At 61.7% G+C, this 26,550-nt stretch carries 22 protein-coding genes; 8 read left to right on the forward strand and 14 right to left on the reverse strand.

The annotated features are described in order from the left end of the window. Positions 1-4: 4 nt before the first annotated feature. The 4 genes from GGD53_RS06185 to hglS form a co-directional block, all read right to left on the reverse strand. Positions 5-1,027: an iron ABC transporter substrate-binding protein gene (locus GGD53_RS06185; protein WP_184454552.1), complete on the reverse strand. Its 1,023-nt coding sequence runs from the start codon at positions 1,025-1,027 to the stop codon at positions 5-7. Positions 1,028-1,216: 189 nt separating this feature from the next. Then, positions 1,217-2,755 carry an L-piperidine-6-carboxylate dehydrogenase gene (gene amaB / locus GGD53_RS06190; protein WP_184454554.1) on the reverse strand — a complete coding sequence of 513 codons (1,539 nt, stop codon included), beginning with the start codon at positions 2,753-2,755 and terminating at the stop codon, positions 1,217-1,219. A 45-nt stretch (positions 2,756-2,800) separates the two neighbouring features. Beyond that, positions 2,801-4,084, reverse strand: coding sequence for an NAD(P)/FAD-dependent oxidoreductase (locus GGD53_RS06195; RefSeq protein ID WP_184454556.1), 1,284 nt, complete (start codon positions 4,082-4,084; stop codon positions 2,801-2,803). Positions 4,085-4,151: 67 nt separating this feature from the next. After that, positions 4,152-5,564, reverse strand: coding sequence for a 2-oxoadipate dioxygenase/decarboxylase HglS (gene hglS, locus GGD53_RS06200; RefSeq protein WP_184454558.1), 1,413 nt, complete (start codon positions 5,562-5,564; stop codon positions 4,152-4,154). 104 nt (positions 5,565-5,668) lie between these two features. Here hglS and GGD53_RS06205 point away from each other — a divergent pair, with 104 nt between their 5' ends. The 3 genes from GGD53_RS06205 to GGD53_RS06215 all read left to right on the forward strand — a co-directional run bounded on the left by GGD53_RS06205 (position 5,669) and on the right by GGD53_RS06215 (position 8,205). Next, positions 5,669-6,577, forward strand: a complete 909-nt coding sequence (locus GGD53_RS06205; protein ID WP_184454560.1) for a LysR family transcriptional regulator — start codon at positions 5,669-5,671, stop codon at positions 6,575-6,577. A gap of 68 nt (positions 6,578-6,645) precedes the next feature. Further along, positions 6,646-6,882, forward strand: a complete 237-nt coding sequence (locus GGD53_RS06210) for an Lrp/AsnC ligand binding domain-containing protein (protein ID WP_003567502.1) — start codon at positions 6,646-6,648, stop codon at positions 6,880-6,882. Positions 6,883-7,026: 144 nt separating this feature from the next. Next, positions 7,027-8,205 (forward strand): glycosyltransferase family 4 protein, encoded by a 1,179-nt coding sequence (locus tag GGD53_RS06215; protein WP_184454562.1) that lies wholly within the window; start codon positions 7,027-7,029, stop codon positions 8,203-8,205. 22 nt (positions 8,206-8,227) lie between these two features. On the opposite strand, the gene GGD53_RS06220 is transcribed toward GGD53_RS06215, so the two are convergent. The 9 genes from GGD53_RS06220 to epmA all read right to left on the reverse strand — a co-directional run bounded on the left by GGD53_RS06220 (position 8,228) and on the right by epmA (position 21,133). After that, positions 8,228-11,539, reverse strand: coding sequence for an oligosaccharide flippase family protein (locus GGD53_RS06220; RefSeq protein WP_184454564.1), 3,312 nt, complete (start codon positions 11,537-11,539; stop codon positions 8,228-8,230). 190 nt (positions 11,540-11,729) lie between these two features. Continuing rightward, a complete protein-coding gene (locus tag GGD53_RS06225) occupies positions 11,730-12,908 on the reverse strand; it encodes a glycosyltransferase family 4 protein (RefSeq protein ID WP_184454566.1) in 1,179 nt (392 codons plus the stop codon). A gap of 41 nt (positions 12,909-12,949) precedes the next feature. Next, on the reverse strand, positions 12,950-15,430 hold the full coding sequence (locus GGD53_RS06230) for a glycoside hydrolase family 2 protein (RefSeq protein ID WP_184454568.1): 2,481 nt from the start codon (positions 15,428-15,430) through the stop codon (positions 12,950-12,952). Positions 15,431-15,446: 16 nt separating this feature from the next. Continuing rightward, on the reverse strand, positions 15,447-16,409 hold the full coding sequence (locus GGD53_RS06235) for a DUF1839 family protein (RefSeq protein ID WP_184454845.1): 963 nt from the start codon (positions 16,407-16,409) through the stop codon (positions 15,447-15,449). Between the two features lie 8 nt (positions 16,410-16,417). Then, positions 16,418-17,326 (reverse strand): amino acid--[acyl-carrier-protein] ligase, encoded by a 909-nt coding sequence (locus GGD53_RS06240; protein WP_184454570.1) that lies wholly within the window; start codon positions 17,324-17,326, stop codon positions 16,418-16,420. Between the two features lie 4 nt (positions 17,327-17,330). Beyond that, complete coding sequence (locus GGD53_RS06245; RefSeq protein ID WP_184454572.1) at positions 17,331-18,512, reverse strand: acyl-CoA dehydrogenase family protein; 1,182 nt, start codon at positions 18,510-18,512, stop codon at positions 17,331-17,333. Beyond that, positions 18,512-18,763, reverse strand: coding sequence for an acyl carrier protein (locus GGD53_RS06250; protein WP_011427229.1), 252 nt, complete (start codon positions 18,761-18,763; stop codon positions 18,512-18,514). The genes GGD53_RS06245 and GGD53_RS06250 overlap by 1 nt, the downstream gene beginning before the upstream one ends. A 253-nt stretch (positions 18,764-19,016) precedes the next feature. Continuing rightward, complete coding sequence (locus GGD53_RS06255) at positions 19,017-20,075, reverse strand: lysine-2,3-aminomutase-like protein (protein ID WP_184454575.1); 1,059 nt, start codon at positions 20,073-20,075, stop codon at positions 19,017-19,019. Beyond that, the gene (gene epmA, locus GGD53_RS06260; RefSeq protein ID WP_184454577.1) at positions 20,072-21,133 is read right to left on the reverse strand and encodes an EF-P lysine aminoacylase EpmA; all 1,062 of its coding nucleotides are present in this window, start codon (positions 21,131-21,133) and stop codon (positions 20,072-20,074) included. Before epmA ends, GGD53_RS06255 begins: the two co-directional genes overlap by 4 nt. A gap of 147 nt (positions 21,134-21,280) precedes the next feature. Here epmA and efp point away from each other — a divergent pair, with 147 nt between their 5' ends. After that, positions 21,281-21,850, forward strand: a complete 570-nt coding sequence (gene efp, locus GGD53_RS06265; protein ID WP_184454579.1) for an elongation factor P — start codon at positions 21,281-21,283, stop codon at positions 21,848-21,850. A gap of 142 nt (positions 21,851-21,992) precedes the next feature. Here the strand turns inward: efp and GGD53_RS06270 are convergent, their stop codons facing one another. Further along, positions 21,993-22,667 (reverse strand): GntR family transcriptional regulator, encoded by a 675-nt coding sequence (locus tag GGD53_RS06270; protein ID WP_088391103.1) that lies wholly within the window; start codon positions 22,665-22,667, stop codon positions 21,993-21,995. A gap of 146 nt (positions 22,668-22,813) precedes the next feature. Between GGD53_RS06270 and GGD53_RS06275 the strand changes: the two genes are divergently transcribed. From GGD53_RS06275 to GGD53_RS06290, 4 genes are read left to right on the forward strand one after another with little or no spacing between them, the layout of a single operon-like run. Next, positions 22,814-23,740, forward strand: coding sequence for a substrate-binding periplasmic protein (locus GGD53_RS06275; RefSeq protein WP_184454581.1), 927 nt, complete (start codon positions 22,814-22,816; stop codon positions 23,738-23,740). Between the two features lie 9 nt (positions 23,741-23,749). Continuing rightward, positions 23,750-24,493 carry an amino acid ABC transporter permease gene (locus GGD53_RS06280; RefSeq protein WP_184454583.1) on the forward strand — a complete coding sequence of 248 codons (744 nt, stop codon included), beginning with the start codon at positions 23,750-23,752 and terminating at the stop codon, positions 24,491-24,493. Between the two features lie 3 nt (positions 24,494-24,496). Then, positions 24,497-25,297, forward strand: coding sequence for an amino acid ABC transporter ATP-binding protein (locus tag GGD53_RS06285; protein WP_184454585.1), 801 nt, complete (start codon positions 24,497-24,499; stop codon positions 25,295-25,297). A 55-nt stretch (positions 25,298-25,352) separates the two neighbouring features. Beyond that, positions 25,353-26,549 carry an NAD(P)/FAD-dependent oxidoreductase gene (locus tag GGD53_RS06290; RefSeq protein ID WP_184454587.1) on the forward strand — a complete coding sequence of 399 codons (1,197 nt, stop codon included), beginning with the start codon at positions 25,353-25,355 and terminating at the stop codon, positions 26,547-26,549. The last annotated feature ends 1 nt before the right edge of the window (position 26,550 follow it).

Here is a 26,550-nt window from a genome sequence, read left to right on the forward strand (position 1 = left end):
AAGCCTAGATCAGACCTGCCGCCGTCATCAGTTCCACGACCTTCTTGCTGTCCAGCGTCGAAGCTTCGACCTTCGGCGCATTGAGATCGGCAAGCGGGACGAGCTTGTCGTTGGAAGGGGCGTCCTTGCCGACGGCATATTCATAGGACGTGCCGTTCTTAAGCACGGCCTGACCTGCCTTGCTGGTGACGAATTTCAGGAAAGCCTGCGCTTCCTTCATGTGCTGCGTGGACTTCAGGACGCCGCCGCCCGAAACGGAAACGAAAGCGCCCGGATCCTGGTTCTTGAAGTAATGCATGCCGACATTCTTGCTGTTCTCGCCGGTCTTCGCCTGATCGCCGAACCAGTAATAGTGATAGATGACCGCGCCTTCGACTTCACCAGCATTGACGGCCTTCATGGCGACGCTGTTGCCCTTGTAGGGCGTCGCATTGTCCTTGAGACCCTTCAGCCATGCCTTGGTGGCGTCTTCACCCTTTAGCTGCAGCAGGGCGGCGACGATGGCCTGAAAGTCGGCGCCGGCGGGCGATGCACCCCAGCGGCCCTTCCAGGCGGGATCGGCGAGGTCGAGCAGCGACTTCGGCAGCTTGTCTTCGCTGAGCTTCGTTTTGTCATAGGCAAAAACGGTAGAGCGGGCGGCAATGCCGGTCCACATGCCGTCGGCCGGACGATACTGCTCCGGGACCTGATCCAGCGTTTCCTTTTCGACCGGGGCGAAGAGGCCGGCGCCGTCGACCAGCGTCATGGCCGGCGAATTCTCGGTCAGGAAAACATCGGCGGGCGATGCGTCGCCTTCCTGAATGATCTGGTTGGCGAACTGCATGTCGCCACCCTGGCGCATGGTGACCTTGATGCCGGTCTCCTTTGTGAAGGCATTGATCCATTCGCGGCCCAGGCTTTCGTGCTGCGCATTGTAGACGACGAGACCTTCATCCTGCGCATGGGCGCTGCCTGCGAGCGCCGTGGCGGAGAGAAGCGACGCGGCGAGCGTCAGCACGTGGGAAAAACGGTTAAAAGCAATAGTCATGATGGCCTCCATGATAATGTCACCCTGCGGGTAAGAGGCGTATATTTTTCTTGACTCGCTATTTCAAGTTTCGTCACCAAGAAAAAAGCATCACGATATCTTGACCCAATATTTCAGATAGCGGGCGAATAAATCTCGATCGAGCCAAAAGGCGACGCTCGGCCAGCATCGCCTTTTTCGCTGCAATGTTTATTCGACGTCGAACTTGACGCCTTGCGCAAGTGGCAGCGTGCTGCCGTAATTGATGGTGTTGGTCGCGCGGCGCATATAGGCCTTCCAGGCATCAGAGCCGGATTCGCGTCCGCCGCCGGTCTCTTTTTCACCGCCGAAGGCGCCGCCGATTTCGGCGCCCGAAGGGCCGAGGTTGACGTTGGCGATGCCGCAATCCGAGCCGCGCGCCGAGACGAAGGTTTCCGCCTCGCGCACGTCGTTGGTGAAGATCGACGACGACAATCCCTGCGGCACGGCATTGTGGAGCGCCAGCACCGCGTCGAAATCGCTGTATTTCATCACGTAGAGAATGGGCGCGAAGGTCTCGTGCTCGACCGGGCCGGTCTGATCGGGCATTTCGACGAGCGCCGGGCGAACGTAGAAGGCATCGGCGGAGCCATTGTCGACGCGTTCGCCGCCGGTCACCTTGCCGCCGGCCGATGCCGCCTGACCAAGGGCTGCCTGCATCTTCTCGAAAGCCTGGCCGTCGATCAGCGGCCCCACCAGTGTGCCGGTCTCCAGCGGATTGCCGATGGTGACGGAGCCGTAGGCCTTCTGCAGGCGCGGCACAAGCTGGTCGTAGACGCTTTCATGGACGAAGAGACGGCGCAGCGTCGTGCAGCGCTGGCCGGCCGTTCCCATGGCGGAGAAGGCGATGCCACGCAGCGTCAGGTCGAGATCGGCGCTCGGGCAGACGATGGCTGCATTGTTGCCGCCGAGTTCAAGGATGGCGCGGGCAAAACGCTGCGACAGGCGCGGGCCGACGGCGCGGCCCATGGCCGTCGAGCCGGTGGCGGAAACGAGCGGGATCTTCGGATGGTCGACCAGCACCTCGCCGACGTCGCGGCCGCCGATGATCAAGGTGGACAGATTGGCGGGGGCCTTGCCGCCCTCAGCAACGAAACGCTTCAGGGCCTTTTCGAACAGCGCCTGCACGGCCAGTGCGGTCAACGGCGTCTTCTCCGACGGCTTCCAGACGGTGGAATTGCCGCAGACCATCGCCAGCGCCGCGTTCCAAGACCAGACGGCGACCGGGAAGTTGAAGGCGGAAATGATGCCGATCGCGCCGAGCGGGTGCCAGCTTTCCATCATCCGGTGTTCCGAGCGCTCGGTGGCGATCGTCAGGCCATAGAGCTGGCGCGACAGACCGACGGCGAAATCGCAGATGTCGATCATCTCCTGAACCTCGCCGAGGCCTTCGGAGGTGATCTTGCCGACTTCGATCGAGACGAGACGGCCGAGCGCCGTCTTGGCGCTGCGCAGCTCCTCGCCGAGCAGGCGGATCAGTTCGCCACGCTTCGGCGCAGGCACGGAACGCCATTCGAGGAACGCCTTGTGCGCCTCTTCGATCGCCGCTTTCGTTTCGAAAACGGAATGTTCTTTGAGCTTGCCGATCTCCTTGCCGGTGACAGGCGAGGAGACAGACAGTGTGCCGCCCTGATAGCGGCCGGCATCGACGCCGAGTTCGGCGAGCAGCTTGGCGGTTTCGGTGGCGAGATCGAGGACGGCGATGGTCATTGTCGTGTTTCCAATCTTATTGTTCTCAGAAGCGCTTGTCGGTTTTCAGAAGCGGGCATCGGCGAAATGGGCGACCTGAGCGCCGGCTTCGTACCATAGTTCCTTGAGCGCACGGAAGCTCGGCTCGGTGGGTGACGTCAGCGGCAGCGGCAGATCGGCCTCGGCAAGCCGGCCGAGAATATGTTCGGCCAATGTACGGCCGAAGACCGTGCCGGGGGCTATGCCGCGGCCATTATAGCCCGAAAAGCCGATGACATTCGGGGCGAATTTGTGGAAGCGCGGCAGCGCATTGTCGGTCATGCCGATCTGGCCATACCATTCGCATTCGAATTCGACATCGCCGATCATGGGAAAGAGCCGCTTCAGGGCGCGCTTGGCCCAGCCCTTATGCACGGTAAGCCCGGTATTGCGCAGCGCGCCGACGCTGCCGAAAACGAGGCGCCCAGCGTGATCCATGCGGAAGGAGGAGAGAATATCCTTGGTGTCCCATGCGCCCTCCCGCCCGGGCAGGATCGACTGACGCAGATTGTGGCCGAGCGGCACGGTGGCGAAATTGAAATAGGGCAGATAGACCTGCTCGTTGCGCACCTGCTCGAAGGGGCCGGTGCTGTAGGCATCGGTCGCGACGATGATCCAGTCCGCGCAGACTTCGCCCGTTTCCGTCTTCACGGTCCAGCGGCTGCCGCGGCGCTCGGTTGCGATGACGGGGCTCGATGTATGGATGGCGACTCCCGCCTTGACGGCGGCATGGGCGAGGCCGCGCGCATAGGCGAGCGGCTGCAGCGTTCCGGCGCGCAGATCGAGCAGCGACGCGGCATAGGCATTGCTGCCGATGCGTCTGGCCGTCTCCGCCGCATCGAGCAGTTTCACGGGCGCGCCGCGGGCAGACCATTGCGCCGCGCGCTCCTCGATCTCCTTCAGCCCGTCGGCGCCGACGGCGCAGTGCAGCGTGCCGTTGCGCTCGAGTTCGCAGGCGATCCCGTGTTTATCGATCAGCTCCATGACGAGCTTCGGCGCATTGCCGAGCAATTCGAGCAGGCGTTCGCCATGGACCGGTCCGAGCACGCCCGGCAGGTCGCTGGGCATCACCCACATGCCGGCATTGATCAGGCCGACATTGCGCCCTGCACCGCCGAAGCCGATCTCTTTCGCCTCCAGCAGCACCACCTTCGACCCGGCTTCGGCAAGATGCAGGCCGGAGGACAGGCCGGTATAGCCGCCGCCGACAATGACGACGTCTGCCGATATCGCACCTTGGAGAGGCGAGGTCGCCGGCGGTTCGCCGGCGGTCTTTTCCCAGAGGCCGTGGGAGCGCGGATCATTCAGCATGACACAGTCCGATCGGATTGAAACCGGACTACTCTAGCGCATAAGAACAGGTGTTGAAGCGGCGATTTCACGCAACGGTCCTCAGCTGCAGGCCCGCGAGCCCGAGCGCCTGCAGCGCCGCATCCAGCGATGCGGCCTGCCGCTCCGCATAAAGCGCCAGTTCGTCCTGAACGGTCGCTCCAAGTGCGGTCTCGAAGGCGTCGCGGTTCGAGCGCGTTGCATAATTCTGCTGCTGGTCGGTGCCGAGATTCGACTGGAAGATGCCGGCCGCGCTGACGGGCAGGAAGTCTTCGTAGACAATCGGCGCAAAGGCGAGGTAGCCCTTGGTGACAAGCGCTTCGGGATCGCGCGGCAGTGTTCCGGCGACGGAGGCGGCGATGCCTGCAGGCGTGGCGGAATAACGGAAGAAGGCGAGATCCTGCTTGCGCAACTCATCCCAGCTGTCCGGCAGCGCCTTGAAGCGCTCGGCCAGTTCCTGATCATAGGCGCCGGCTTTGGAGCCGCCGGCGCCGACCTGCACCTCGCCGCGAACCGACGCAAGCAGCCGGTCGTAGAGCGCCCGGCCCTTCGCCGTCAACGCCACGCCGCGCTGTTCGATCTCGCCGAAGCGGGCGGTGTGTGTGCCCTGGACCGCGCCCTCGTTACCTGAGAAGACGATCGCCTCCTCCAGCGCCTTGAAGCTCGTCTGCCGCAGCAGGATGTCGCACTGCCGGCGCGGCGGCCCTTCGATGACGGCCTTCGGGGTAATGCCGCGTTCCGGCATGCGCGCCTGGACGGCATCGATATCGAGCGTGCGCGGCGTCAAGTGGTTGATGTGCGGCCCCTTGAAGCTGACGACGTCGGCGATCAGCCGATGCGCATCGTGCAGGCGCTTGTAGGTTTCGGCGCTGACAGTCGCCTCGCCGTGCCAGCGGAAGGTTTCAAGCGCCTCAGCGACAAATTCGCTCGCTTCTGCCTCGGTCAGGCCGCCATTCTGCTCGTGACGCTCGATCAGCGCGACGGCGCGCGGCGTATAGATGCGCCGCTTGGCCAAAATGGCCTCGGCCTCCCGGCGCAGATTTTCATCCTCGATCAGTTCCAGGCGCAGCAGCGAGGTGAAGACGCGGAACGGATTGGTGTTCAGCGCCGTCTCGTCGATCGGCCGGAAGCAGGTGGAATGAACCGGCACGCCGGCAACCGAAAGATCGTAATAACCGACCGCCTGCATGCCCATGACGGTAAACAGCCGGCGGATGGTGAAAAGCTCTTCCGCCGTGCCGAGGCGGATGGCGCCGTGGCGCTCGATATCGATGCGCTCCAGTTCGCCGGCGCCGGCGAGGCGTTCGCGTAGAGCGGGGTCCTTTTCGAGGCAGCCGGCATTCACCTCCGCCACCAGTTCGATCAGCGTGCCATATTGCGGCACCTCCGTCCGGTACATCTGCGACATCGCCTCGGTGAACAGCGAACGGATACGGTCTGTGGAAACGAAGGCTTGCGGCATCTTGGAAAACTCCGGCTCATTCCGTTTTTGCAGGATGAATCTCTTTACAATCGTCAGAAAGCCGAAAATATCGACATTTCGGAAATAGCTCATTCTGAAACGGAATGATCATGCTCGCTTCAAGACGTTTTCTGCCGTCGATTTCGCATCTCGCCGCCTTCGAGGCGGTCGCCCGCACAGGCAGCGTGACGGCGGCGGCGCGCGAACTCGATCTGACGCAGAGCGCCGTCAGCCGTCAGGTCAGCGCACTGGAGGAGCAGCTCGGCGTCGAGCTCTTCCTGCGTGAACGCCAGACCATGCGGCTGACGCTGGCCGGCGACAGCTATGCCCGCGAGATACGCGAGGCGCTGCGGCGCATCTCGAGTGCCTCGCTGAACCTGCGCGCCAATCCGCATGGCGGCACGCTCAATCTCGCCATCCTGCCGACCTTCGGCACGCGCTGGCTGGCACCGCGCCTGGGGGGCTTTCTTAGCACCAATCCCGGCGTAACCATCAATTTGGCGACCCGGCTCTCGCCCTTCGACTTCCGGCTCGATTCGATCGACGCCGCGATCCATTTCGGCCACCCGCACTGGCCCGGCGCGGAACTGACCTTGCTGATGTCGGAACGCACGGTGCCGGCCTGCAGTCCCGATTTTCTGCAACAGCACAGGATTTCACGGCCAGAGGATCTGCTTGCCGTTCCGCTTCTGCATCTGACGACGCGCCCCGATGCCTGGGAGCAATGGTTTGCCGGCAATGGCGTTTCCTTCGAAAGCGTGCACGGCATGCTCTTCGATCAGTTCGCCACCGCAGCGCAGGCGGCGATCGCCGGTCTCGGTGTCGCCCTGTTGCCGACATTCCTGATGCAGGAAGAACTCAGGCGCGGCGATCTCGTCGCCGCCGTCGACCGGGAGATGGAGAGCCGCGAGCGCTATTATCTTGCCTGTCCCAGCGAGCGCGCCGATTATGCGCCCCTCGCCGCCTTTCGCGACTGGATCGTCGCGGAAGCGACGGCCGGAGAGACCACGTGAGGAACGGCTTGCATCCGCATGGCGCTTTCGACCATTATGCGGGCCAAACAACTTTGCAGGAAATTTCCATGAAGCCGATCTTCGTCCAGCTCCAATGCGCCCCCGGCAAGACCTATGAGGTCGCCGACGCGATCTACCAGACCGAGCTGGTCTCGGAGCTCTATTCCACAAGCGGCGATTACGACCTGCTGTTGAAGGTCTATATCGAGGAAGGCCAGGATATCGGCAAGTTCATCAACGACAATATCGCCAATATTCCAGGCATCGTCCGGTCGCTGACGACGCTCACCTTCAAAGCCTTCTGAACTCCCGTCAGACACGATTAACCCTGTTGCGAAGAATCGCTTCCGCAGGACGTTGCTGAACCCACGCCTTAACGCCTGAGATATCTGGTCGTTGCTATAAATCCGCGCCAACACGAGTTTGGCGCGCGCAGCGATAGGTGGAAAATGGCGATCGTCGAGGCAGATAGTGGGCGCGAGAATCCGCAGCCGCAAACGGCTCCGCTGATCGTCCATGTCGTGCGCCAGTTCCTGCCCAATCGCGGCGGCCTGGAAGACGTCGTCGCCAATCTCAGCCGCCAGACCCTCCGGCGTGGCTATCGTGTCCGCGTCGTCACGCTGAACTCGCTGTTCACCGCGCCTGAAGATAAGCTGCCGGCTTGCGAGAATATCGACGGCATCGAGGTGGTGCGCATCCCGTGGTCCGGCAGCTGTCGCTATCCGTTGGCGCCGCAGGTTTTTCGCCATCTCGGCGACGCCGATCTCGTGCACGTCCATGCGATCGACTTCTTCTTCGATGCGCTCGCCTGGGGCCGGATGCTGCACGGCAAGCCGATGATCGTCACCACCCATGGCGGTTTCTTCCACACCAGGAAATACGCGGCGATCAAGAAGATATGGTTCCGCACGCTGACCCGCGCCTCGGCGAGGGCCTATCGCCGTGTGGTCTGCTGTAGCGCCTCCGATCTCAAGCAGTTTTCCGAGATCGTGCCGGACAGCGTGCTGATCGAGAACGGCGCCGATATCGGCAAGTTCGCCGACACCGCCTCACGCCTGGCAAGGCGCCGCATCGTCAGCATCGGCCGATTTTCGGTGAACAAGCGGCTGGACCACCTGCTCGACGCGATGGCTGTCCTGAAGGGCCGCGATCCGGAATGGCATCTCGACATCGTCGGAGCCGAATCCGACCGGAATCGGGTGGATATCGAAGGCAAGATCGAAAGCCGGGACCTGACCGGCCGCGTCACCCTGCATGTGTCGCCAGACAACGAGACCATCCGCCGCATCATCACCGCAGCCTCGCTCTTCGCGTCCGCCTCGGAATATGAAGGTTTCGGCCTGGTGGCGCTGGAGGCGATGAGCGCCGGCCTGCTGCCGGTGCTGAACGCCAACGATGCCTTTCAAACACTTGCCGAGCGGCATGCCGTCATCAGGCTTGCCGATTTCACCAGTCCGGAGACTGCCGCGACGGCCATGGAATCGGCTTATGCCGACCTTGCGTGCCGGCCGCACGCCCTTCGCTCGGAGCTCCTTGACGCCGCGCGCGGCTATTCCTGGGATATCGTCGCCGGGCGTTACATCGATCTCTACAGATCGCTCGATATCGCCGCCGCGGAAAGCCTCTGACCTACCCCGCAGAAGACCCCGCTTACGCTCTTGCGAGACGAATGATCTCGTCGAGGACGAATTTACGCGATTGCGGCGGCGTCAGATTGTGGTCCGCATCCGGCAGCATCAGCAGCCGCACGTTCGAATAGCGGGAAAGCCTGGCGCCACGCGGGCCGAAATGGAAATAGACATGGTCGAGACCGACGTCGCCTTCGCTGTAGATCAGCGTCAGCGGCACCTTGCGCCTGCCGAACAGCGCGAAGGACTGCCGGACCTCGCGGGCGATATGGCGCCGGTCGGGAAGCAGTTCGAGCAGCGGCGCGACGAAGGGCGACAGTCGCCGGCCGCCGGCGATGACGATATTCCGCAGCGCCGACACCACGTCCACCTGACCGCGCAGCAGCCGCTTCAGCGTGTCGAGCCTCGCCAGGCGCTGGCCGTAATCGTCGAGGCTACGGGGAACGGAGACGACATGCTCGCGGCGCACCGGCACCTTCGGATCCCAGTAATAGACGAAGGGATTGATCGAGACGACCGCCTTCAGCCGTTCGTCGGCAACGCCGGCGCGGAAGGCGACATAGCCGCCGCTGCAGCGGCCGGCGACCATGATGGGGCCGGCAACGACGCTTTCGAGCAGATCGAGCGCGGCGATCGCATCGTCGGTCTGTGTCATCGAATAAAGCACCTGCTCCGGCGCATCCGGCCGCGGCGGGCTGTCGCCGACATTGGCGGAATCGAAGCGCAGCGACACGACGCCCTGGCGGGCGAGTTCGCGCGCCATGTCTACCGTCGTCCGCCCCCAGCCGGCATGCCGGTCATAGGCGGTCGACAGGAAGAGCACGGCATTGCCCTTGATCTCGCCGAGCGGCCGACTGACGACACCGACCAGATGATCGTGACTTCCGAAACGCACCGGCATTTCCAAGAAACCTTCGCCGGCAAGCGGCGTGGTTTCGATCGCTGCCGGCGAATGAGCGGCGGATGTCTCCGCCGTCGCCGTCTTCAGCCAAGCCGTCAGAAGCTCGACGACATCCATGGGTGTCTTGGCGAAGAGCGGATTGGTGACGAGCTCGTCATAGCCGTCGAACACTTTCTGCTCGACATTGGCGCCAAGCGCCTGCAGCGCATCGGCAAAGCCGGTATCCTCGGCCCTGACCGGACGTTCGAGGATCAGGTAGCGTGACGCCGCCAGCCCCTGCGGTGCGGCGATGTTGAGCTTGCCGAGCTCGGCGGCGATCTCTTCCGGCATGACAAGCCCGGCGATCTGCACCTTTGCAGCCTGCACGTGCTCATGGCCGAGGCCGAGATCGGCGTCGATGATCTTCGACCACATGTTGAGTTCACGCATATAGGCGCGGCCGCTCAGCACTGGTGCCAACATGACGAGGCTGTCGACGCCCTCGATCGACGAGCCGATGCGCTGAGCAAGGGTCGCGCCGAGACCCTGGCCGATCAGGATGATGCGGTCGCAGCCGGTAAGCGATTTCAGCTTGGCGGCCGCCGCGCGGATCGAGTTTTCCCAGGTTTCCAGCCTTGCCGGCAGCGCACCGAAATCGAGCGCATCGCCGGTGCCGCGGTAATCGAAGCGCAGGCTGGGTACGCCGATATCGGAGAAATGTTCGGCCGCGACGCGGAAGAACTTGCGGCTGCACATTTCCTCGAAGCCCCAGGGGCTGACGAAGAGCACCGCAGCCGAGCGCTTCCCGGCTTGAGGATTTTCCGGCATGAACAGCCCGATCGTGCCGTCGAAAGCGACGGGCAGAGCGGCGCTGCGTCCGGCACCTTCGGCCGGTTCGAGCGAAAGTTCGCCGGGCGCGACCTTGGCGCGGTCGGGATCGCCGGGGCGCCCCGGCGCAATGAAGTCGATCACGCGGCCGACTGGCCGCCGCAGCGCCGACGGCATCTTTTCGACAATGGAGCGCATGACCTCGACATCCTCGAGGGGCACGGCGCGCAGCACGCGGAGTGCGGCGAAATGTGCGAGCATGCCGGCGATGATCGCGGAGATAAGGCCGATCGGGCCATGGACGAATTCCAGCACTGAAATCGCCGCGCAGGCGCACAAGACGGAGGCGAGCGTCACCTTCGTCAGGCTTGCGTAGAGACCCGAAAGCTGAGACCCGAATCCTGTCTGTCTGATCATCATCACCGACATCGCAACGAACACGAGAATGCGCACGATTGCGGCCCCCTCGGCGGCAAGCCTAGGTACGATCAGTAAACAACCCGCTACCATGAGGAGGCCACCTATCACACTGATGTTCAGGCGGGAGCGGACCTTGTCCATCGACAGCAGATAGAGGCTGAGGATCTGCATAAAGGTGTAGGCGGGAGCGACGAGCGCGAGCAGCGCGACCACCGTGCCGCTGCGGCGGAAGGCTTCCCCGAACAGGACGAGCACCAGTTCGCTGGAGATCGCGGCCAGCCCGAGGCTCATCGGCAGCACGATATAGGCCATGCTGCGGGTGACGGCGGCGAAGACCTCGACCGGCAAGGTCGAATCGTCGCTGCTGTGCCGCCGTTCGGAATAATAGGGCAGCAGGCTGCCGGTCATCTGGATCGGCAGTTGCAGCGCGATGTTGGCGATCGACAGACCGACGGCATAATAGCCGACCATTTCCACCGACCAGAACTGCTGCAGGAAGAGCAGTTCGAGCCGGTTGAGGAAGATAGAATCGATGATGAACTGGATCGATAGGATGATGGAGGAGGAGGCGAGGTATTTCAGTGAAACCCCGCACCAGTCGCGCCGGGTAAGAAGGATCGGCAGTGTGGCGAAAAACAGCACGAGCTGGCCGAGCGCATAACCGACGAGAACGCCTTCTACGCCATAAAGCACGGCGCCGGCGGCGACACCGGCGAGCTGGATGATCGAGACGGCGACGGTCAGTTTGAAGAAGCTGCCCAGCCTCTTTTCGCCGATCAGGTAGAATTTGACGAAAGATCCGATCGCTTGGACGAAGAACAGCACTCCAGTGACGAGCGCGACGGAAGGCGCGGTTTTCGCCCAGTGCATCTCCTCGGAGGTCAGGAAGAACAGGGCATAGAGCGCCAGCAGCAGCACCGTCGAAAACATCATGAAGCTGACGAGGATGGCGGCAAAGCCTCTCCGGCGTCCCGCGTCATAGCCCTCCGCCGAAAGCTGCGGCAGGGTCTTCAGCAGCGTGATGCTGGAGCCGAGCTCGGCGATCGAGGCGCCTGTCATCACCAGCCACAGCGAGAAGGCGACGATGCCGTTGGCTTCCGGTCCAAGCAGACGCGCGGTGATGATCGAGGAGACGAAGCCCGTCAGCAGCAGCAGCATGCCTGCCGCCGCATTCATCACCGAATTTGCGATAATACCCTTCGACATCTGTCCATCCGCCAGGATCGACCCAAAACGCGCCGCGATCTTTCAGATCGGCTTCTCGCGCTTTAGCTCTTTGTTTTTACGCTTGTCTTTATCGCAAACCGCTGCACATTTTTGCGCGACGTGCTCTAAGCCGCATACCCGCCATCTCTAATGCCAAAATGTTAAAATAAAGCGGAGTGGCGACCTCACCTTAGCTGGCCTGCATCGCCGCCAGCTTCTGGAGCGCCTTCTCATAGCTGTTCTCCGCGAGATAGCGCAGCAGGAACTCCCGCGCCTTCCCGGCCTTCTCTCGTGCACGCTCGGGCGCACGGAAGATATCGCCGAGATGTGCGGCCGCGATTTCAGGAGAGGGATCTGCCCAGACCGCGCTTTCGAGCCCGGCAAATTCAGGATGGGTATCGACGACGGGAATGAGGGGGGTGTCGACCAGCCAGGTATTGTCGGGATCGCAGAAATCTTCCGTACCCGACCAGGCAGTGGAAACGACAGGCGTATGCTGCATGATCGCCTCGGCCACCGTCAGCCCGAAGCCTTCCGAGCGATGCAGCGAGAGATAGGCATTGGAAGAGCGGATGAGGCCGTTGATCTCGGCGTCCGAGAGCTTGTCGGTGATGATCCTGATACGGCTGTTGCCGGCGACCGAAGCAATCACATCGCGCAAGCCCTGATCCTTGTCGATATCGCCGCTCGCCTTCATCAGCAGAAAGGCGCTCGGGCATTCGGCGCCGAACAGTCTGAAAGCTTCGATGACGGCTTGCGGGTTCTTCCGGTTGATCGAGGAGCCGGCGCTGAAGATGAAGCTGACGAGAAAGGCATCTTTCTCGATGCCCAACTTCTCCCGTATGCCCTCTGCGGCCGGCTTCTCGGTTACGGGATGCGGAACCACCATGACGGGCGCCGCCGTCAGCGGCGCAATCGTCCGCCTGGTGAATTCCGAGGGGACGAAGACGGCATTCATGTAACGCAATCCGTTGCGCCACTCCGCCGGCACCACTTCAAGCTCCCAGGCGAAATAGCCGATGTTGAAGGCGCGAGTGAAATTGGCGACACCCATCTTCAGAATGGCCCGCGGCAGCATCGGCGGATTGAGATGCCAGATACGGCTTCCCGGCGGTTCGGCCGAAAGGTGCGACGAAGCCCAGCCGGCAAAGGATTTTTCACCCGGGTGCGTGCTGACATCTGAGAGCGAAATCGCTCGCCCCGCCTCCGAAAGCGCCCCGGCACAGAGCCTTGCCGATTCACCGATACCAACGGGCATCGAGAGATAGCCGACGATTTCGACCGGCTTGCGTGGATTGAAGGCGAGGCGCGACCGCGGGATCAGCCGCTGCAGGATATGGGCGCGTAGATAGCGGTATACCGTTCTCAAATTACGATCTTTCGGTGAGTTTGCATTGTTCGCTGCGAGCCTCAGCCCGTGAGCCCGATGCTACGCGAACTGCCTAGGCTTCTGATTTCGCCCGTCGGCGGAACGTCGCTCTCAGTGCCGGAGAGCGCGGAGAGCTTCACGCGCCGCACCGGGCCGGGAGCAAGGTGGAACCAGTCGTCGTCGGCCCTGTAGCCTTCGACGTCGATATGCACCGATTGCGCCAGCCGGTCGGTCCTGAGATCGATGACCCAGCTGTCGCCGTCTCTGCCGAGCGACGCTTCGATGCTGGCGTCGTGCAGTGCTTTTCCGCGTCCGCAGGGGAAATGGAAGCTCTCGGCGAGAACGGCCCCATCGGCGAGGGATCGCAGGCGCGCCAAGCTTGCATCATGCGCCGGTGGGCCGAAACGGAAGGCATAGGTCGTATCGAAAAAGGCGCCGAACAGCGCGGTCGAGGCAAGGCGTTCCACGCTTCTTGCCGCCAGCTTGAAAGCCATGTTGCCGCTGACGACCTGCTGTTTTCCATCACGTAGGCAGACGACCTCGAGCTCCAGATCGAGGTCGGTGTCCGTCTCGTTGACGACATGCACGTCGAGGCCATTGGTTCCCTCATCGGTGAAGACCGCCTGAACCGGCCGGAAGGCACGTCGCATCGCATACCAGACAGGTTTCGGCTCGCCGGTGGAATCGATGACGCCCCAGCCGGGGCCGGGCAGCAGGTCCTGCAGCGTCCAGACGAGCGCTCCGTTGCAGCCGGAGCCCTTGCGCCGCCATTCGGCGAAGGTCTCTTCGATGACCTCGCCGGTAACGGCACGGGAAAAGTCGAGATAGCGTTCCTGATCTTCGCGGCGCACCAGGGCCGGATCGAAATCGTAGAGAAGCTCCAGATAAAAGTCGCGAACATCCTCGAAATCCCATGATGCGCTCCGGTCGCGGGGCACCCGCGCCTTCCACTGCGGGCTATGGACGGCGGGCACGTCGAGATGGCGCTGCAGCGTCCTTTGCTGCGGCACATGCGCAAAGGCGAGGCTTTCGGAGGCAAAGCGCACATCGGCGCGGCGGGCATCGGCAATCGGCCTCATATAGGCGCCGACGCCGTAATAATGCGCAATGCCTGAATTGGGCGAAAAGGGCATCGCTCCGCCATAGGGCGAATTCGGCACATAGGGCACGTCGGGACGCATGCGCGCGGCGATGGCCGGGATGATTTCGTCGGTGACCGGTCCACTCCAGAATTCCATGGGCAGGCCGAGCATCGCCGCCTGCTGATGGATCTCGCTGCCGCCGCAGAGAACGGCAAGGGAAGGCGACGCCTGGACGCCGTACAGGAATTCCTCGATTTCGGCATGCACATGGCCAAGAAAGGCCTTGTCGTTGCGCGGATAGTCGAAATTGGCGAACATGAAATCCTGCCACACGAGCAGGCCGAGCTCGTCGCAGAGCGCAAAGAAATCGGGTGTCTCGTAAGCCATGGTGCCGCCGATACGGATCATGTTCATGCCGGCTTGCCAGGCAAGCCGCAGGAACGGCTCATAATCCGCCCTCCCGCCTGGCAGCCGCGCAATATCGGCGGTCGTCCAGACCGCGCCGCGGCAGAAGACCCGCTCGCCGTTGACAAGGAGCGCGAAGTCTTCGCCATCCGCACCGCGATCGACGTCGATGCGCCGGAAGCCGGTGCTCCCGAGCGAATATTCCTCGCCATCGGAAACCAGCGTCAGATCGTAGAGACGCGGATTGCCGTGCGTATGCGGCCACCAGGGCTCGATGTCGGAGAGCTTGAGGATAGCCGAGTAATGATTTTCGCCGATCTTCTCGAAAGGCTGTTCCATGCCGCCGCAGCGCAGCAGCATTGACGGATCTTCGGCATTGTTATGCAGAGAAACGCTCAGCCGGCCGACGCCGCTCTCCTCCAGGACCGCGCGGATGGAGACATTGTCGATCGATACGGTATCGCGTTGCACCAATGAAATCGGCCGCCACGGCCCGACCGCATGGATATCCGGGCACCAGCCCGGCATATGGCCGAGCAGTGTCGTGCGGAAATTCTTCAGGCCCGCCGGCGTGATCATCTGCGGCCGCCAGCGCGCCCGCGGGCCGGGTTCGGACAGCCGGGGGCCGAGCGCCCGGAAGCAGAGCGCTAGCTCGTCGCCGCCCGAAAGCGTCACCGGGAGCTCATGCGCCGTGAACATGCTTTCGGAAAAGAGGATTTCCTGACCGTTGAGGAAGACATTGCAGATCGTGGCCAGCCCGCCGAAACGCAGGATGGCTTCGCCGGGCTCGGCATCAAAAAGCCGGCACACGTACCAGGCGTCCTTCATATTCAGCGGTTCGGGATTTTCCCGGTCGAAGAGCCCTGCTTTTTCAAGCGCGGCCGCAACGGTGCCGGGAACGGGCGCTGGAATGAACTGCGCGGAAAGATGAATATCGTGCGGTAGGGCGCAGGCGCCCGGCTCCGTCAGGACCAGGTTCCAGCCTTCGGAAAGCACACTTTCCCGGGCTCCGATGCTTGCCAAACGCCCCCGCATTGTCTGATCTCCGGCCTCAGATTCGCTCCGCAAGCGATGCCATCATGGAATCCCATGCATCGGCGGCCGGATCAAGGGCTGCCTGCAGCGGTTCGAACTTCCTGCGGGCGACAGCGCGGGCAAGCTGGAACTGCACGGATTTCGCCGCGTCGGAAATGCGCCGGGCATCCGCGGCGGCCGTCGCGAACTCCGTTGAGGACAGCCAGGTCAGATAATCAGCGGCCAGCTCGAAATTGGCGCCCACCTGACGAAGCGTGTTGAAGGCGTATTTGTGGAAGAAGCCAAACGGCCGCTCCGCCACCGCTTCCACCTGCTGGGGGAAGACGCGCGCGAAGGCGCGGATAGGGTTTTCGCGGGGACGCCTGGCGAAGTGAAAACCGGCAAGCCGCCGCGCGGTCGCGCGAAGATGCGCTTCATCGGCGGGCTTTTCCGGAAACCGTGCAAATTCCGTGTAGGGCAGGAACGGTAGACCGCTCTCCGTCAGCTGCAGCTGGAACAGCCCATCGAAATCCTCACCCTCGAGCTGGAAATAGCCGGCATTGTGAAAATACTCGACCCGCTTTGCCGCAACATCAAGCCGGTTGATCGCAACCGTCGTCTTGCCGTGCTCCTGCCGGTAGGCGGTGCCGCGGGTATCCGGCATGTAGAAGGAATCCATCTCGATCAGGCAGAGGCGACCCCGCGCGAGCTGCACTTCGACATGCCGTTCGACGCGGTCGTAGATCGCCAGCTCGGTCGCGCGGATGCCATAAAGCGCTTCAAGATCTTCGAGCGGCACCTTGAAGAAGGTGAACTGGTCGCCCTCGAAGTCCTGCGCCAGGGTAAAACCCAGCATCGCCTCGGGCGCGACGCCTGATGTCGCCAGCACCTCGATCCAGAGATCGACATAGCAGTTGGTTTCCGGCCATGCACGTTCGCCGGCATGCAGCGCGTGCTGCCGGTAGGTTTCCGGGCTGATCCCCGGGAAGACCGATGTCATCGCCGTCATCAGCCCCACAGCGTTTTCCTAACGCTGGCCGGCCATTCCTTCACGTCGAGGCCATGGTGGTGGAAGAGGGCGAGCGCGATACGCTCCAGACCGAAGCCGACGCAGGCGGTGTGCGCCACGCGGCCGTCTTCGAGGTTCAGGCCCCACTTCAGACCGAAGGAGTCCTGATGGTAATTGAAACTCATGCAGGCGGTCGGCTTGGCCACTGAGGTAATCGGGATCAGCAGTTCGAACTTCAGGTTCTGGTCTCGCTGATTGTTGACCATCATCTTGCCGGCGCGGCCGAAGAACGGATCGTTGGCAACGTCGATGGTCACGTCGAGGCCGAGCTGCTTCATCATTTCGACGCCGCGGTCCATCCAGCGCTGGCGGAAATCGGTGACGTGCTGCTCGGTTCCCATGCAGACATATTCGCGCATGCGGAACAGCTGCTGGCGGGCGGGGTCCTTCGAAGGCTCGTGGCGGAAGCAGTAGGATTGCAGATCGAAGAGACCACCCGTCTTCGGCAGGTTGCCGCGCTTGGCGACCGTCGGATAGAGCGGGTAGCAGGCAGCCGGCGTCAGCACGATATCGGTCGCTTGCTGGTCCTTGGTCCAGTCCTCGCCGACCTCCATGCATTCAAGCAGGCTCATATGATCGAGCTCGCTGCCGCAGAAACTGTGCACCGTGCCGGCCAGCTGAGGGAAGCTTTTCATGTAACCGCTCTTTTCGAAGAGTGCGCGGTTCATGCCGGGCGGGAAACGCATCGCCTCGGCGCCGTCGGAGCCGCCGAACGTATCGATCAGCCGTTCGAAAGCGGTGATGACATCTTCGAACTGGCCGCTGCGGCCATAGAGACCGTCAACGCCGGTATCGATCAGCAGACCGGACTCGAAGAGCCGGTCCAGAAACGAGGTCTGCATATCCATGGCTTTACCCCAGTAGGCTAGTGTCCTGCTTGTGGACGAGAAGCATGCTCGACGTGTTGCCGAGGATGCGGTCGTTCGAGATCATGAGCTGAGCGGAATGGGCATCGCGCAGATGGCGTCCGAGGCTGAAGGGCGTGCCGTTTTTGTAGCCCATGATGCCGCAGATCAGCATGGAATGGTTGACGATCTCCAGGATCGTCTCGGAAGAGGCGATCTTGACGTTGTTCATCGCCACCGCAAAGCCCATCGACGACAGCCTGTCCGGATTTAGTTTGGCATCTTCATAAGCCTTCAACCCGGCAACGACGTTGGATTTCACCATTTGCAGCAGGGTCGAGACCTCGGCGAGGCGCAGGGCGCCCGGCGGCTGGGCGTCCGGCGCCTTGCGGGCAGCGGCGCGCACGAAGGCCTGGGCGCGGGCGACCGCATCGACCGCGATGCCGTACCAGACGCCGCTCCAGAGCAGATGCGAGGAAGCGAGCATGGATTGTGCGGCAATCTCGGCGAAAGGTTTCGGCAGGATCTGCCGTGCGGGCGCTTGGCCTTTGAAGAGGAAACCGTCGGAACAGGTGCCGCGCATGCCGAGCGTGTTCCAGGCATGCGTTTTTTCGAGCGTATACTGGTCCTTGAGGAAGGCCGTCAGCACCTGATCGGAAGAGGCTGCCTGCGGATGGCTGCGCGAAGTGATGAGGATGGCGTCGGCATGCGAGCCGTAGGAAATGACGGTCGCATCCTTTTCGAGGCGGCAGGTATCGCCGTCGATCTCGATCGCACAAATGCTGTTGCGCAGGTTGCCGCCGATGCCGCCCTCGGTGGTGGCCGATGCGATCAGCAGCTGGTCGGCGGCGATGCCGCGCATGAAACTGCGGTGCCATTCGCTCTCGGCGCCGTGTTCGACGAGGCTGGACAGCTTGATATGGTGCATGGCGAAGACCATGGCGCTTGCGGCACAGGCCTGGCCGAGCATCGAGCACAATTCGGCGATCTCGGTGGTCGAGGCCGATTCGCCGCCGAGCTGGCGCGGCACCTGAATGCCGAGCAGCCTCTCGGCCTTCATCGCATCCACGGCTTCCCGGGGGAAGCGGCCTTCGATGTCGACGGCGTCCGCATGTCTCGCCGCAACTTCGGCGACACGAGCGACCCTTGCGACAAGACCGTCCTCTATGATCTTGACGGGGAAGTTCATCAGGCGACCTTCCGGCCATCCTGGATGATATCGACCGTCTTGGCGATGGCCGAGATGCTCGCGAAGGATTTGCGGTTCAGCAGATTGTCGGGAAATTCGATGTCGAACGCCTCTTCAATGCCGAGCATCAGCTGCACCGAGGCAAAGGACGTCAGACCTGCCGCATAAAGATCGGCGTCGTCGGCGATCTGGTCGACCGACGTAGGAAGCTTGCCGAATTTGGCTACGAGGTCGCGGATTGTCTTATTCATCCCATCACTCCAAGATTCTCATGATCCCGAACCGGCGTTCATCGCCTTGTCATGAGTGTTCTTTTAGTGCGGAAAACAGAACATTCCGCTAATTTATTGGGTTAAAGATGATTGGTCCTCATGGTTAGGATTTTAGCGATCCTTCCGGAGAGGACGCGAATGTCTATTTTATATCAATCTGCTAAGGTCATTTCAGCGATAATGCTCGAGACAGCTTCCGGTGCCGCGAGTACAGAAATGATACGGAAAGCCGCTAAGCCTCGTCAGTGGGCGGATAGCAATGCTCGCCGCCGCGGTAATCCGAAACTGAATAACAGCCGTCGCCCGTCGGCCGGATGCTGCTTCCGCTGACGACGGCTTTGCCGTGACCTCCCGGAATATCGAGGATGTAGGTCGGCTGGCAAAGACCGGAAATCCGTCCACGCAGCGCCGCCACGATCCTCTGCCCCTCCTCGATCGTCAGCCTGAAATGACCGGTTCCCGGCGCAAGATCGGGATGATGGAGGTAATAGGGTTTCACGCGGATTTCGACAAAAGCCTTCATCAGCTCCGCGAGTACGTCGGGATCGTCGTTGATGCCCTTGAGCAGCACCGACTGGCTGACCATGGCGATTCCGGCATCGATAAGGCGCGCGCATGCCGCACGCGCTTCCGTCGTCAATTCCCTGACATGGTTGGCATGCAGCGCCACATAAACGGTCTTGCCACTCGCCTTCAGCGCGGCGATGAGCGCCGCATCTATTTTCTCGGGATCGACGACGGGAACGCGCGTGTGGAAACGCACGATCTTCACATGCGCGACATTAGCGAGCGCCTCCATGATGTCACGGAGCCGGCGCGGCGAAAGCACCAGCGGGTCGCCGCCGGTCAGGATGACTTCCCAGATTTCCGGGTGGCCGCCGATATAATCGAGAGCTGCCTGCATCGCTGCGCCGTCGAGCGTGCCCAAACCCTGCGGCCCCACCATTTCGCGACGGAAGCAGAAGCGGCAGTAGACCGGGCAGACATGCACGGCTTTGAGCAACAAGCGGTCGGGATAACGATGGACGATGCCTTCGACCGGGCTGTGGGCATGGTCGCCGATCGGATCGGCGCGTTCCTCGGGGGTGACGATAAGTTCGGCAGCGTCAGGCACGAACTGCCGCGCGATCGGATCATCAGGATCGGCGCGGTCGATCAGCCTGGTCATCGCCGGCGTCAGGGCAATGGCGTAACGCGCGGCCACCGCTTCGAGCGCGGCACGATCGGCAGGCGCGGCAAGCCCCGCCTTCACGAGGTCGTCGACACTCTTCACCGGTTTGACGACATTCATCTTCCATACTCCGCAACCGGCGCCCAGAGCACCTGGTCGATACGCGACGCTCCCGTCGCCAACATCACCAGCCGGTCGAAACCGAGCGCAATGCCGCTTGCCTCGGGCATCAATGACAGCGCAGCCAAGAAATCCTCGTCGATCGGATAGGTCTCGCCGTAGATCCGCGCCTTCTCGGCCATCTCGATCTCGAAGCGCCGGCGCTGCTCGGCAGCATTGGTGAGTTCGCCGAAGCCGTTGGCAAGCTCGACGCCGCAAGCATAGAGCTCGAAACGCTCGGCAACCCGTGGGTCATGCGCCGAGGGACGCGCAAGTGCGGCCTCAGAGACGGGATATTCATCGAGGATGGTGATACGACCAAAACCGAGATGCGGCTCGATCTTTTCGACCAGCACCCGGCTGAACAGATCGGCCCAGCCGTCGTCTTCGGCGACACGCATGCCGACGCGCCTGAGCTCGGCCGCCAGATGAGCGCGATCGGTCGATCCGTCAGCGGCGACGGAAGCGAGAAGATCTATGCCGGCATGACGCTCGAAGGCTTCGGCCACACTGATCCGCTCCGGTCCCGCGAAGGGATCGCTCTCGGCGCCGCGATAGGCGAGCCTCGGTGTCTTCACCGATTCGGCGGCCAGCGCCAGGAGCCGCACGCAATCCATCATCAGGCTCTCGTAACTTTCGCCGGCCCGATACCATTCGAGCATGGTGAACTCGGGATGGTGCAACGGCCCGCGCTCGCGGTTGCGGTAGACATGGGCAAAACAGGAGATGCGCTCCTCGCCCGCCGCAAGCAGCTTCTTGCAGGCGAATTCCGGCGAGGTGTGCAGGTAAAACGGCGCCGTCTGACCGTCCGTCGTTATCGCTTCCGTCGCGAAGGCATGCAGATGCGCTTCGTTGCCGGGCGAGACCTGCAGCACCGCCGTATCGACCTCGATGAAATCCTCGCGCGCGAAAAACCCGCGCAATGCCGCCTGAATCGCGTTGCGCCCGATCAGGAACGGGCGGCGATCGGCATGGACGGAGGGGGTCCACCAGGGGGAGGCTTTGGCCGAAAAGTTCATTCCAAGCTTTCTTCGCCGGAGAAGCCGGTATGGGGGTGGCTATTTCCCGGATTTTAGGTTAGTTGCGCCCCCAAAGAAAAACATTTGCGTCTTGGGGCGTCTCGACAGTCCTCTACGACGCCGAAAGCCGAGTTACAAGGAAGTCTTATGGTCAAGGTCATCGCCTCTTCGGTCCGCAAGGGCAACGTTCTCGACGTGGACGGCAAGCTCTACGTCGTTCTCACCGCCCAGAACTTTCATCCGGGCAAGGGCACGCCGGTCACCCAGGTCGACATGCGCCGCATCGTCGACGGCGTGAAGGTTTCCGAGCGCTGGCGCACCACCGAACAGGTCGAGCGCGCCTTCGTCGAAGACGTCAACTTCCAATACCTCTATGAAGATGGTGAAGGCTTCCATTTCATGAATCCGGCAACCTACGACCAGGTGGTCGTCAGCCAGGAAACGATGGGCGACCAGAAGGCCTATCTCCAGGAAGGCATGACCTGCATCCTGTCGATCTATGAAGGCATTCCGCTGGCGCTCGAACTGCCGCGCCACGTCACGCTCGAGATCGTCGAGACGGAACCGGTCGTCAAGGGCCAGACGGCATCCTCGTCCTACAAGCCGGCCATGCTCTCCAACGGCATCCGCACCTCGGTTCCGCCGCATATCGACGCCGGCACCCGCGTCGTCATCGCGACGGAAGACAATTCCTACGTCGAACGCGCCAAGGACTGATCCTGGTTTTCATCCATCGAGGAGGCCGGCTCACGCCGGCCTCTCACTGAAATGTGAACTTCAGGCAGGTGTCGATGACCGCTCATTCTGCCCGGAAGTATCTTCGCTCAGCAAAAGCTGGACCTAATTCCTAGAGCCGAAATCAGATAACCTTTCGGACCTCGCTCTCGAAGCTCATGACATGAGCCATTGCGATCTTTTCAGCCTCATCTGCATCCCCTCTGCATACCGCCTCAAGCATGAGGACTTGATCATGCAAGACGTCCTCAAGGCGCGGCACCAGAGTCGGAAAGCGTTTCATGGCGACGTAAAGGATTCTCAGCGACAGATTGTGGTAGTGATCCAGGGTATCGAACAGGAAAGAGTTCTTCGCCACTTTGTAAATGAAGCGGTGAACCCGCCGATCCAGGGCAAGGATATCTTCCAGTGCCATCGGACCGGTCGTTTGCTTGAGCTCATCGATCAGTAGCCGCGCTTCTTGCCGCTCGAACTCGCGCAGCCTTTCCGCAGCTAGCCGGGTCGCCCAGGATTCGATCCGTGCCCGCGCCTCGTAAACCGCCGTCAGATCATTGATATCGATCTTGCTGACAAATGTGCCGCGCCGCGCGCTGACGACAACGAAACCATCATATTGCAGACGCTGAAGCGCCTCCCGGACCGGAGTGCGCCCGACTTCCATGCGTTTCATGAGGTCGGCTTCCCGCAGAAGCGTGCCCGGAGGAAGCAGCGTCGTGATGATGTCGTCGCGCAGCCGAATATAGGTCCGCTCCGCCAGCGTTGCTTCAGCCGCTTCGTAATCCACTTCGAATGCCGACATATTCAGCGTGTTCCTCTCTGTCCATTTCCGCATAGCTAGAGGTTGCTCCGCCTAGAAAAAGGCGCTCAACGAATCTGCTTGACTTCGTATCATGGCTGCATATTGTCAATATATCAGCAATATATAACCACAAAGAGGGGTTTCAAATGAAACATGCTGAATTGACAAAAAAACCGCAGGCGAATGGGATCATTGCCGTGGCGATCTTGAGTTTGGGGCTGTTTGCGACGGCTGTGCCATTCACTGCGAACGCCGACGATCTGGAGCTGATGAAGGCGGGCACGCTCGTCGTTACTGTCCAGCCTTACATGCCCTATACGGCGGTCAAGGATGGAAAGCTCGTCGGCCTCGACAGCGACATCTTGACAGCCATAGCCGATAAGCTCGGTCTCAAAATCGAAATCAACGTCACCGACTTTCCGGGCATGCTGGCTTCCGTCCAGACGCAGCGGGCTGATATAACCATTGGCGGAATCGCCTGGTCCGACGCTCGCCAGAAAGTCGGCTTGTTCACGGACCCGCCGTATTATTCGCCGCCGGCGATGGCCGTAAGCGGCACGGCGAGCTTTCCCGATGTTGCGAGCCTCGAAGGCAAAAATCTCGGCACCGTCACCGGCTATGTCTGGGCGAAATCCATCGCTCAGGTACCTAACGCATCACCCCATACGTTCCCGAGCGCCGACAGTGTGTTCCAGGATATTTCTGCCGGGCGGCTGGACGTCGGCTTTCTCGATCCGCTGCTGATCACCTATCAACAGCAGCAGCGCCCCGACATGAAGGTCCGCATCGAATATCTGAAACCGCCGACAGACGAACAGGTCGCCGCGCATCCCGATTACAAATATTTTCAAGCCTACATGACCGGATTCTACCTTCCAAAGCAGTCGCCGAAGCTGGCCAAGGCTGTTTCCGATCAGATCGACGGCATGTACAAGGACGGATCCCTTGCCGCTTTGATCACGAAATGGGGCGGCGATCCCCAGCAGTTCTTGGTCCCATCGCCCGAGATGGCGGCACAGCGGCGCGGCGTCGACCGTCCGGCCGACTGGAACCCGCCTTCCGTCGCGAAGTGAGATCGAAGCATGACGGCGTTGTCATCCTTCACCGATATCTTCCAGGTTCCTTGGAACGACTACGTCGGAAACATTGCCGGGGGTCTGCTCAAGACCCTCGGCTATACCGTGGTCAGCTTCATCGGCGCGACGATTCTTGGTCTTGTCCTTGCGTTGATGAGGCTCAACCGCCTGCGACTGGTCCGCGTCCCTGCGGCGTTCTACACCGAGCTTTTCAAAAACGTACCGCTCCTGGCGATCATTTTCCTCACCTATTTCGGCCTGCCTTCCGTGGGCATCAGGCTGGAGGTTTTCGAGGCTGGAGTGTTGAGCCTGGTGCTCTTCTACGCTGCCTACCTGTCCGAGATCTTTCGAGCAGCTATCGCCGGCGTGCACCAAGGACAGCAAGAGGCGTCTCAAGCTCTCGGGCTAGGGCGCGTCAAGACTTTCAGCCATGTCGTCCTGCCGCAGGCGGTGCGCCTGGCGCTTCCCGGTACGAACACGATGTTCGTCGATCTGATCAAGTCGACCTCGCTGCTTGTGACGATCTCCGCTGCCGAGTTGATGACGCAGGCGCAGTTGATCGCCTCGGAAACATTCCGGGCGCTTGAAGTGTATCTGGTGATCTCGGCCGTCTATTTCGCTATCTGTTATCCGGTGTCGCAATGTCTGCTTCTGCTGGAGCGCAAGATCCAAGCTGGTGTGCCATTGTCATTGGCCAGAAGGCGCCGGCTCAAATTGGCCAAGACCTATCTCGCCGAGGGAAAGGTCTGACCCATGACGACCACTCCTGCCAAAACTGCCTTTGTGCCAAAGCAGCCGGTCGGTCGCCCCGCCGTCAAAATTAGCGGATTGCGCAAGTCTTTCGACGGGCGCCTGGTACTCGACCGCGTCGATCTCGAGGTTCCCACAGGCAAAATCGTGAGCATCATTGGCCAGAGCGGTGGAGGAAAGACCACCCTCATGCGCTGCGTCAATTTGCTTGAGCGTCCCGATCAGGGAACGATCACTGTCGGCGATGAAACGATTTTTGCCGACGGCAAGGTGACCTGCCGCAACCTTGCAAAGCTTCGGCAGCGTGTCGGCATGGTGTTTCAGCGTTTCAATCTGTTCCCGCATCTGACGGCCCTGGAGAACGTCGTTCTCGCTCAGATGCACGCGGCCGGGATTAGTGAAGGACAGGCTGTGGAGCGGGCCGTGAAACTTCTGACCAGAGTGGGCCTTGCCAAACGGGCGATGGCTTATCCGGAACAAATGTCGGGCGGCGAGCAGCAGCGTGTGGCGATCGCACGCGCTCTGGCGCTGGAACCGACCGTGTTGCTGTTCGACGAGCCGACGTCGGCGCTCGATCCTGAATCGACCGGCGAAGTGCTCCGCGTCATGCGGGAGCTTGCGGCCGACGGCATGACAATGATCTTGGTCACCCACGAGCTACCCTTTGCGAAGGAGGTGTCGGACTGGGTCGTGTTCATCGATGGTGGTCTTATCATCGAGCAAGGAACCGCCGGAGACGTGCTTGACCGTCCTACCGAAGCGCGCACGGCTGCCTACGTCGCGCGCTACGCGTCGCCAGGCTAGCTCCTGGTCTGATCGGCATCCAAGCCTCGTTTCTCTAAAGATAAATCCACATCTGATGAATAAGCTAACAACAGATATCGCCGTCATCGGCGGCGGCGTGATCGGCGTGGCAACCGCTCTGCGGCTGCGTGCCGACGGTCGCGATGTCGTTGTGGTCGAACCCAACAAACCTGGTTCGGGCGCATCGTACGGCAATGCCGGGACGATCGCCGATTATGCAATCATTCCCGTTGGCACGCCCGCTGTCCTCAAAAACCTGGTCTCGCTGCTGCTCAATTCCGACAGCCCGTTATCCATCCGCAAGGCGGCATTGCCCACCTTGTTTCCATGGTTGATGCGTTTTGCCTACGAATCCCTCCCTCACAGATACAGAGACAATACCAGCCGTATCGCCGACCTTCTGTCCAACGCTTCATCGGAATGGCTCGACCTTGCATCAGAGATCGGCGCATCCGATCTCTTGAGTGCGAAGGGATGCCTCTACCTCTACCAAACGCCCGAGGCCTTCAAGGCGGCCGCTTCGGATGTCGAGCTTCGCCGAAACTACGGGATTGCGCAGCAGCTCCTCACTCCCGACGAGGTGCGAAGCCTGGAGCCTCGGCTGCCGCAGGTTCATGGCGGAGGGCTTTTCTTTCCGAACGCGATAAACTTCACCGACCCCGGCGAGGTCATGAGCGTGATGGAAGCCGCCGCCAGACAAGCGGGCGTCGAGTTCGTCCGAGACGCCGTGACGACTATTTCGCGCGAGCGGAATGGAGTGAGGATGATGGCTTTAGCCCACAGCATTCATGCCCGAGCGGCAGTCATCGCTGCCGGCGCACATTCCCGCGGCCTGGCTCTGCAGCTCGGAGAGCGGGTCCCTCTGGATACCGAGCGCGGTTATCACCTCGAGTTCGATATGGAAGCACAGCCGGTGGAGCGACCGGTGTGCCCGACGCATCATGGATTTTACTTTTGTCCGATGCGTGGCCGCCTGCGCGTGGCCGGCACCGTTGAACTCGGAGGCCTCGCCGCGCCTTCGAACCCACGGCGCCTCGAAGTGCTATTGGCAAACGCCCGCAGGATTTTCCCGACGCTTGGTGAACCAAGCCGGAGCTGGATGGGCTTTCGCCCTTCTATGCCCGATTCCGTTCCCGTCATCCGGCCTTCAAGAGGAGGAAGGGACGTCGTGTTTGCTTTTGGACACGGGCATATCGGCTTGACGCTGGCACCGCGGACGGCCCGCATGGTCAGCTTAATTCTCGCAGCTTGAT

It is taken from the genome of Rhizobium aethiopicum, assembly GCF_014197535.1.
Classification (GTDB): Bacteria; Pseudomonadota; Alphaproteobacteria; order Rhizobiales; family Rhizobiaceae; genus Rhizobium; species Rhizobium aethiopicum_A.

Coding starts and splice junctions, on each gene's coding strand:
- GGD53_RS06235 (WP_184454845.1), bottom strand. CDS start 16,409: ATGACATCGGTCTTCCCGGGGATCAGCCCGGAAACCTACCGGCAGCAC.
- GGD53_RS06185 (WP_184454552.1), bottom strand. CDS start 1,027: ATGACTATTGCTTTTAACCGTTTTTCCCACGTGCTGACGCTCGCCGCG.
- GGD53_RS06285 (WP_184454585.1), top strand. CDS start 24,497: ATGACGACCACTCCTGCCAAAACTGCCTTTGTGCCAAAGCAGCCGGTC.
- GGD53_RS06215 (WP_184454562.1), top strand. CDS start 7,027: ATGGCGATCGTCGAGGCAGATAGTGGGCGCGAGAATCCGCAGCCGCAA.
- amaB (WP_184454554.1), bottom strand. CDS start 2,755: ATGACCATCGCCGTCCTCGATCTCGCCACCGAAACCGCCAAGCTGCTC.
- GGD53_RS06220 (WP_184454564.1), bottom strand. CDS start 11,539: ATGTCGAAGGGTATTATCGCAAATTCGGTGATGAATGCGGCGGCAGGC.
- GGD53_RS06195 (WP_184454556.1), bottom strand. CDS start 4,084: ATGCTGAATGATCCGCGCTCCCACGGCCTCTGGGAAAAGACCGCCGGC.
- GGD53_RS06270 (WP_088391103.1), bottom strand. CDS start 22,667: ATGTCGGCATTCGAAGTGGATTACGAAGCGGCTGAAGCAACGCTGGCG.
- GGD53_RS06240 (WP_184454570.1), bottom strand. CDS start 17,326: ATGGATATGCAGACCTCGTTTCTGGACCGGCTCTTCGAGTCCGGTCTG.
- GGD53_RS06245 (WP_184454572.1), bottom strand. CDS start 18,512: ATGAACTTCCCCGTCAAGATCATAGAGGACGGTCTTGTCGCAAGGGTC.
- hglS (WP_184454558.1), bottom strand. CDS start 5,564: ATGCCGCAAGCCTTCGTTTCCACAGACCGTATCCGTTCGCTGTTCACC.
- GGD53_RS06230 (WP_184454568.1), bottom strand. CDS start 15,430: ATGCGGGGGCGTTTGGCAAGCATCGGAGCCCGGGAAAGTGTGCTTTCC.
- epmA (WP_184454577.1), bottom strand. CDS start 21,133: ATGAACTTTTCGGCCAAAGCCTCCCCCTGGTGGACCCCCTCCGTCCAT.
- GGD53_RS06255 (WP_184454575.1), bottom strand. CDS start 20,075: ATGAATGTCGTCAAACCGGTGAAGAGTGTCGACGACCTCGTGAAGGCG.
- GGD53_RS06275 (WP_184454581.1), top strand. CDS start 22,814: ATGAAACATGCTGAATTGACAAAAAAACCGCAGGCGAATGGGATCATT.
- GGD53_RS06280 (WP_184454583.1), top strand. CDS start 23,750: ATGACGGCGTTGTCATCCTTCACCGATATCTTCCAGGTTCCTTGGAAC.
- GGD53_RS06250 (WP_011427229.1), bottom strand. CDS start 18,763: ATGAATAAGACAATCCGCGACCTCGTAGCCAAATTCGGCAAGCTTCCT.
- efp (WP_184454579.1), top strand. CDS start 21,281: ATGGTCAAGGTCATCGCCTCTTCGGTCCGCAAGGGCAACGTTCTCGAC.
- GGD53_RS06210 (WP_003567502.1), top strand. CDS start 6,646: ATGAAGCCGATCTTCGTCCAGCTCCAATGCGCCCCCGGCAAGACCTAT.
- GGD53_RS06290 (WP_184454587.1), top strand. CDS start 25,353: ATGAATAAGCTAACAACAGATATCGCCGTCATCGGCGGCGGCGTGATC.
- GGD53_RS06205 (WP_184454560.1), top strand. CDS start 5,669: ATGATCATGCTCGCTTCAAGACGTTTTCTGCCGTCGATTTCGCATCTC.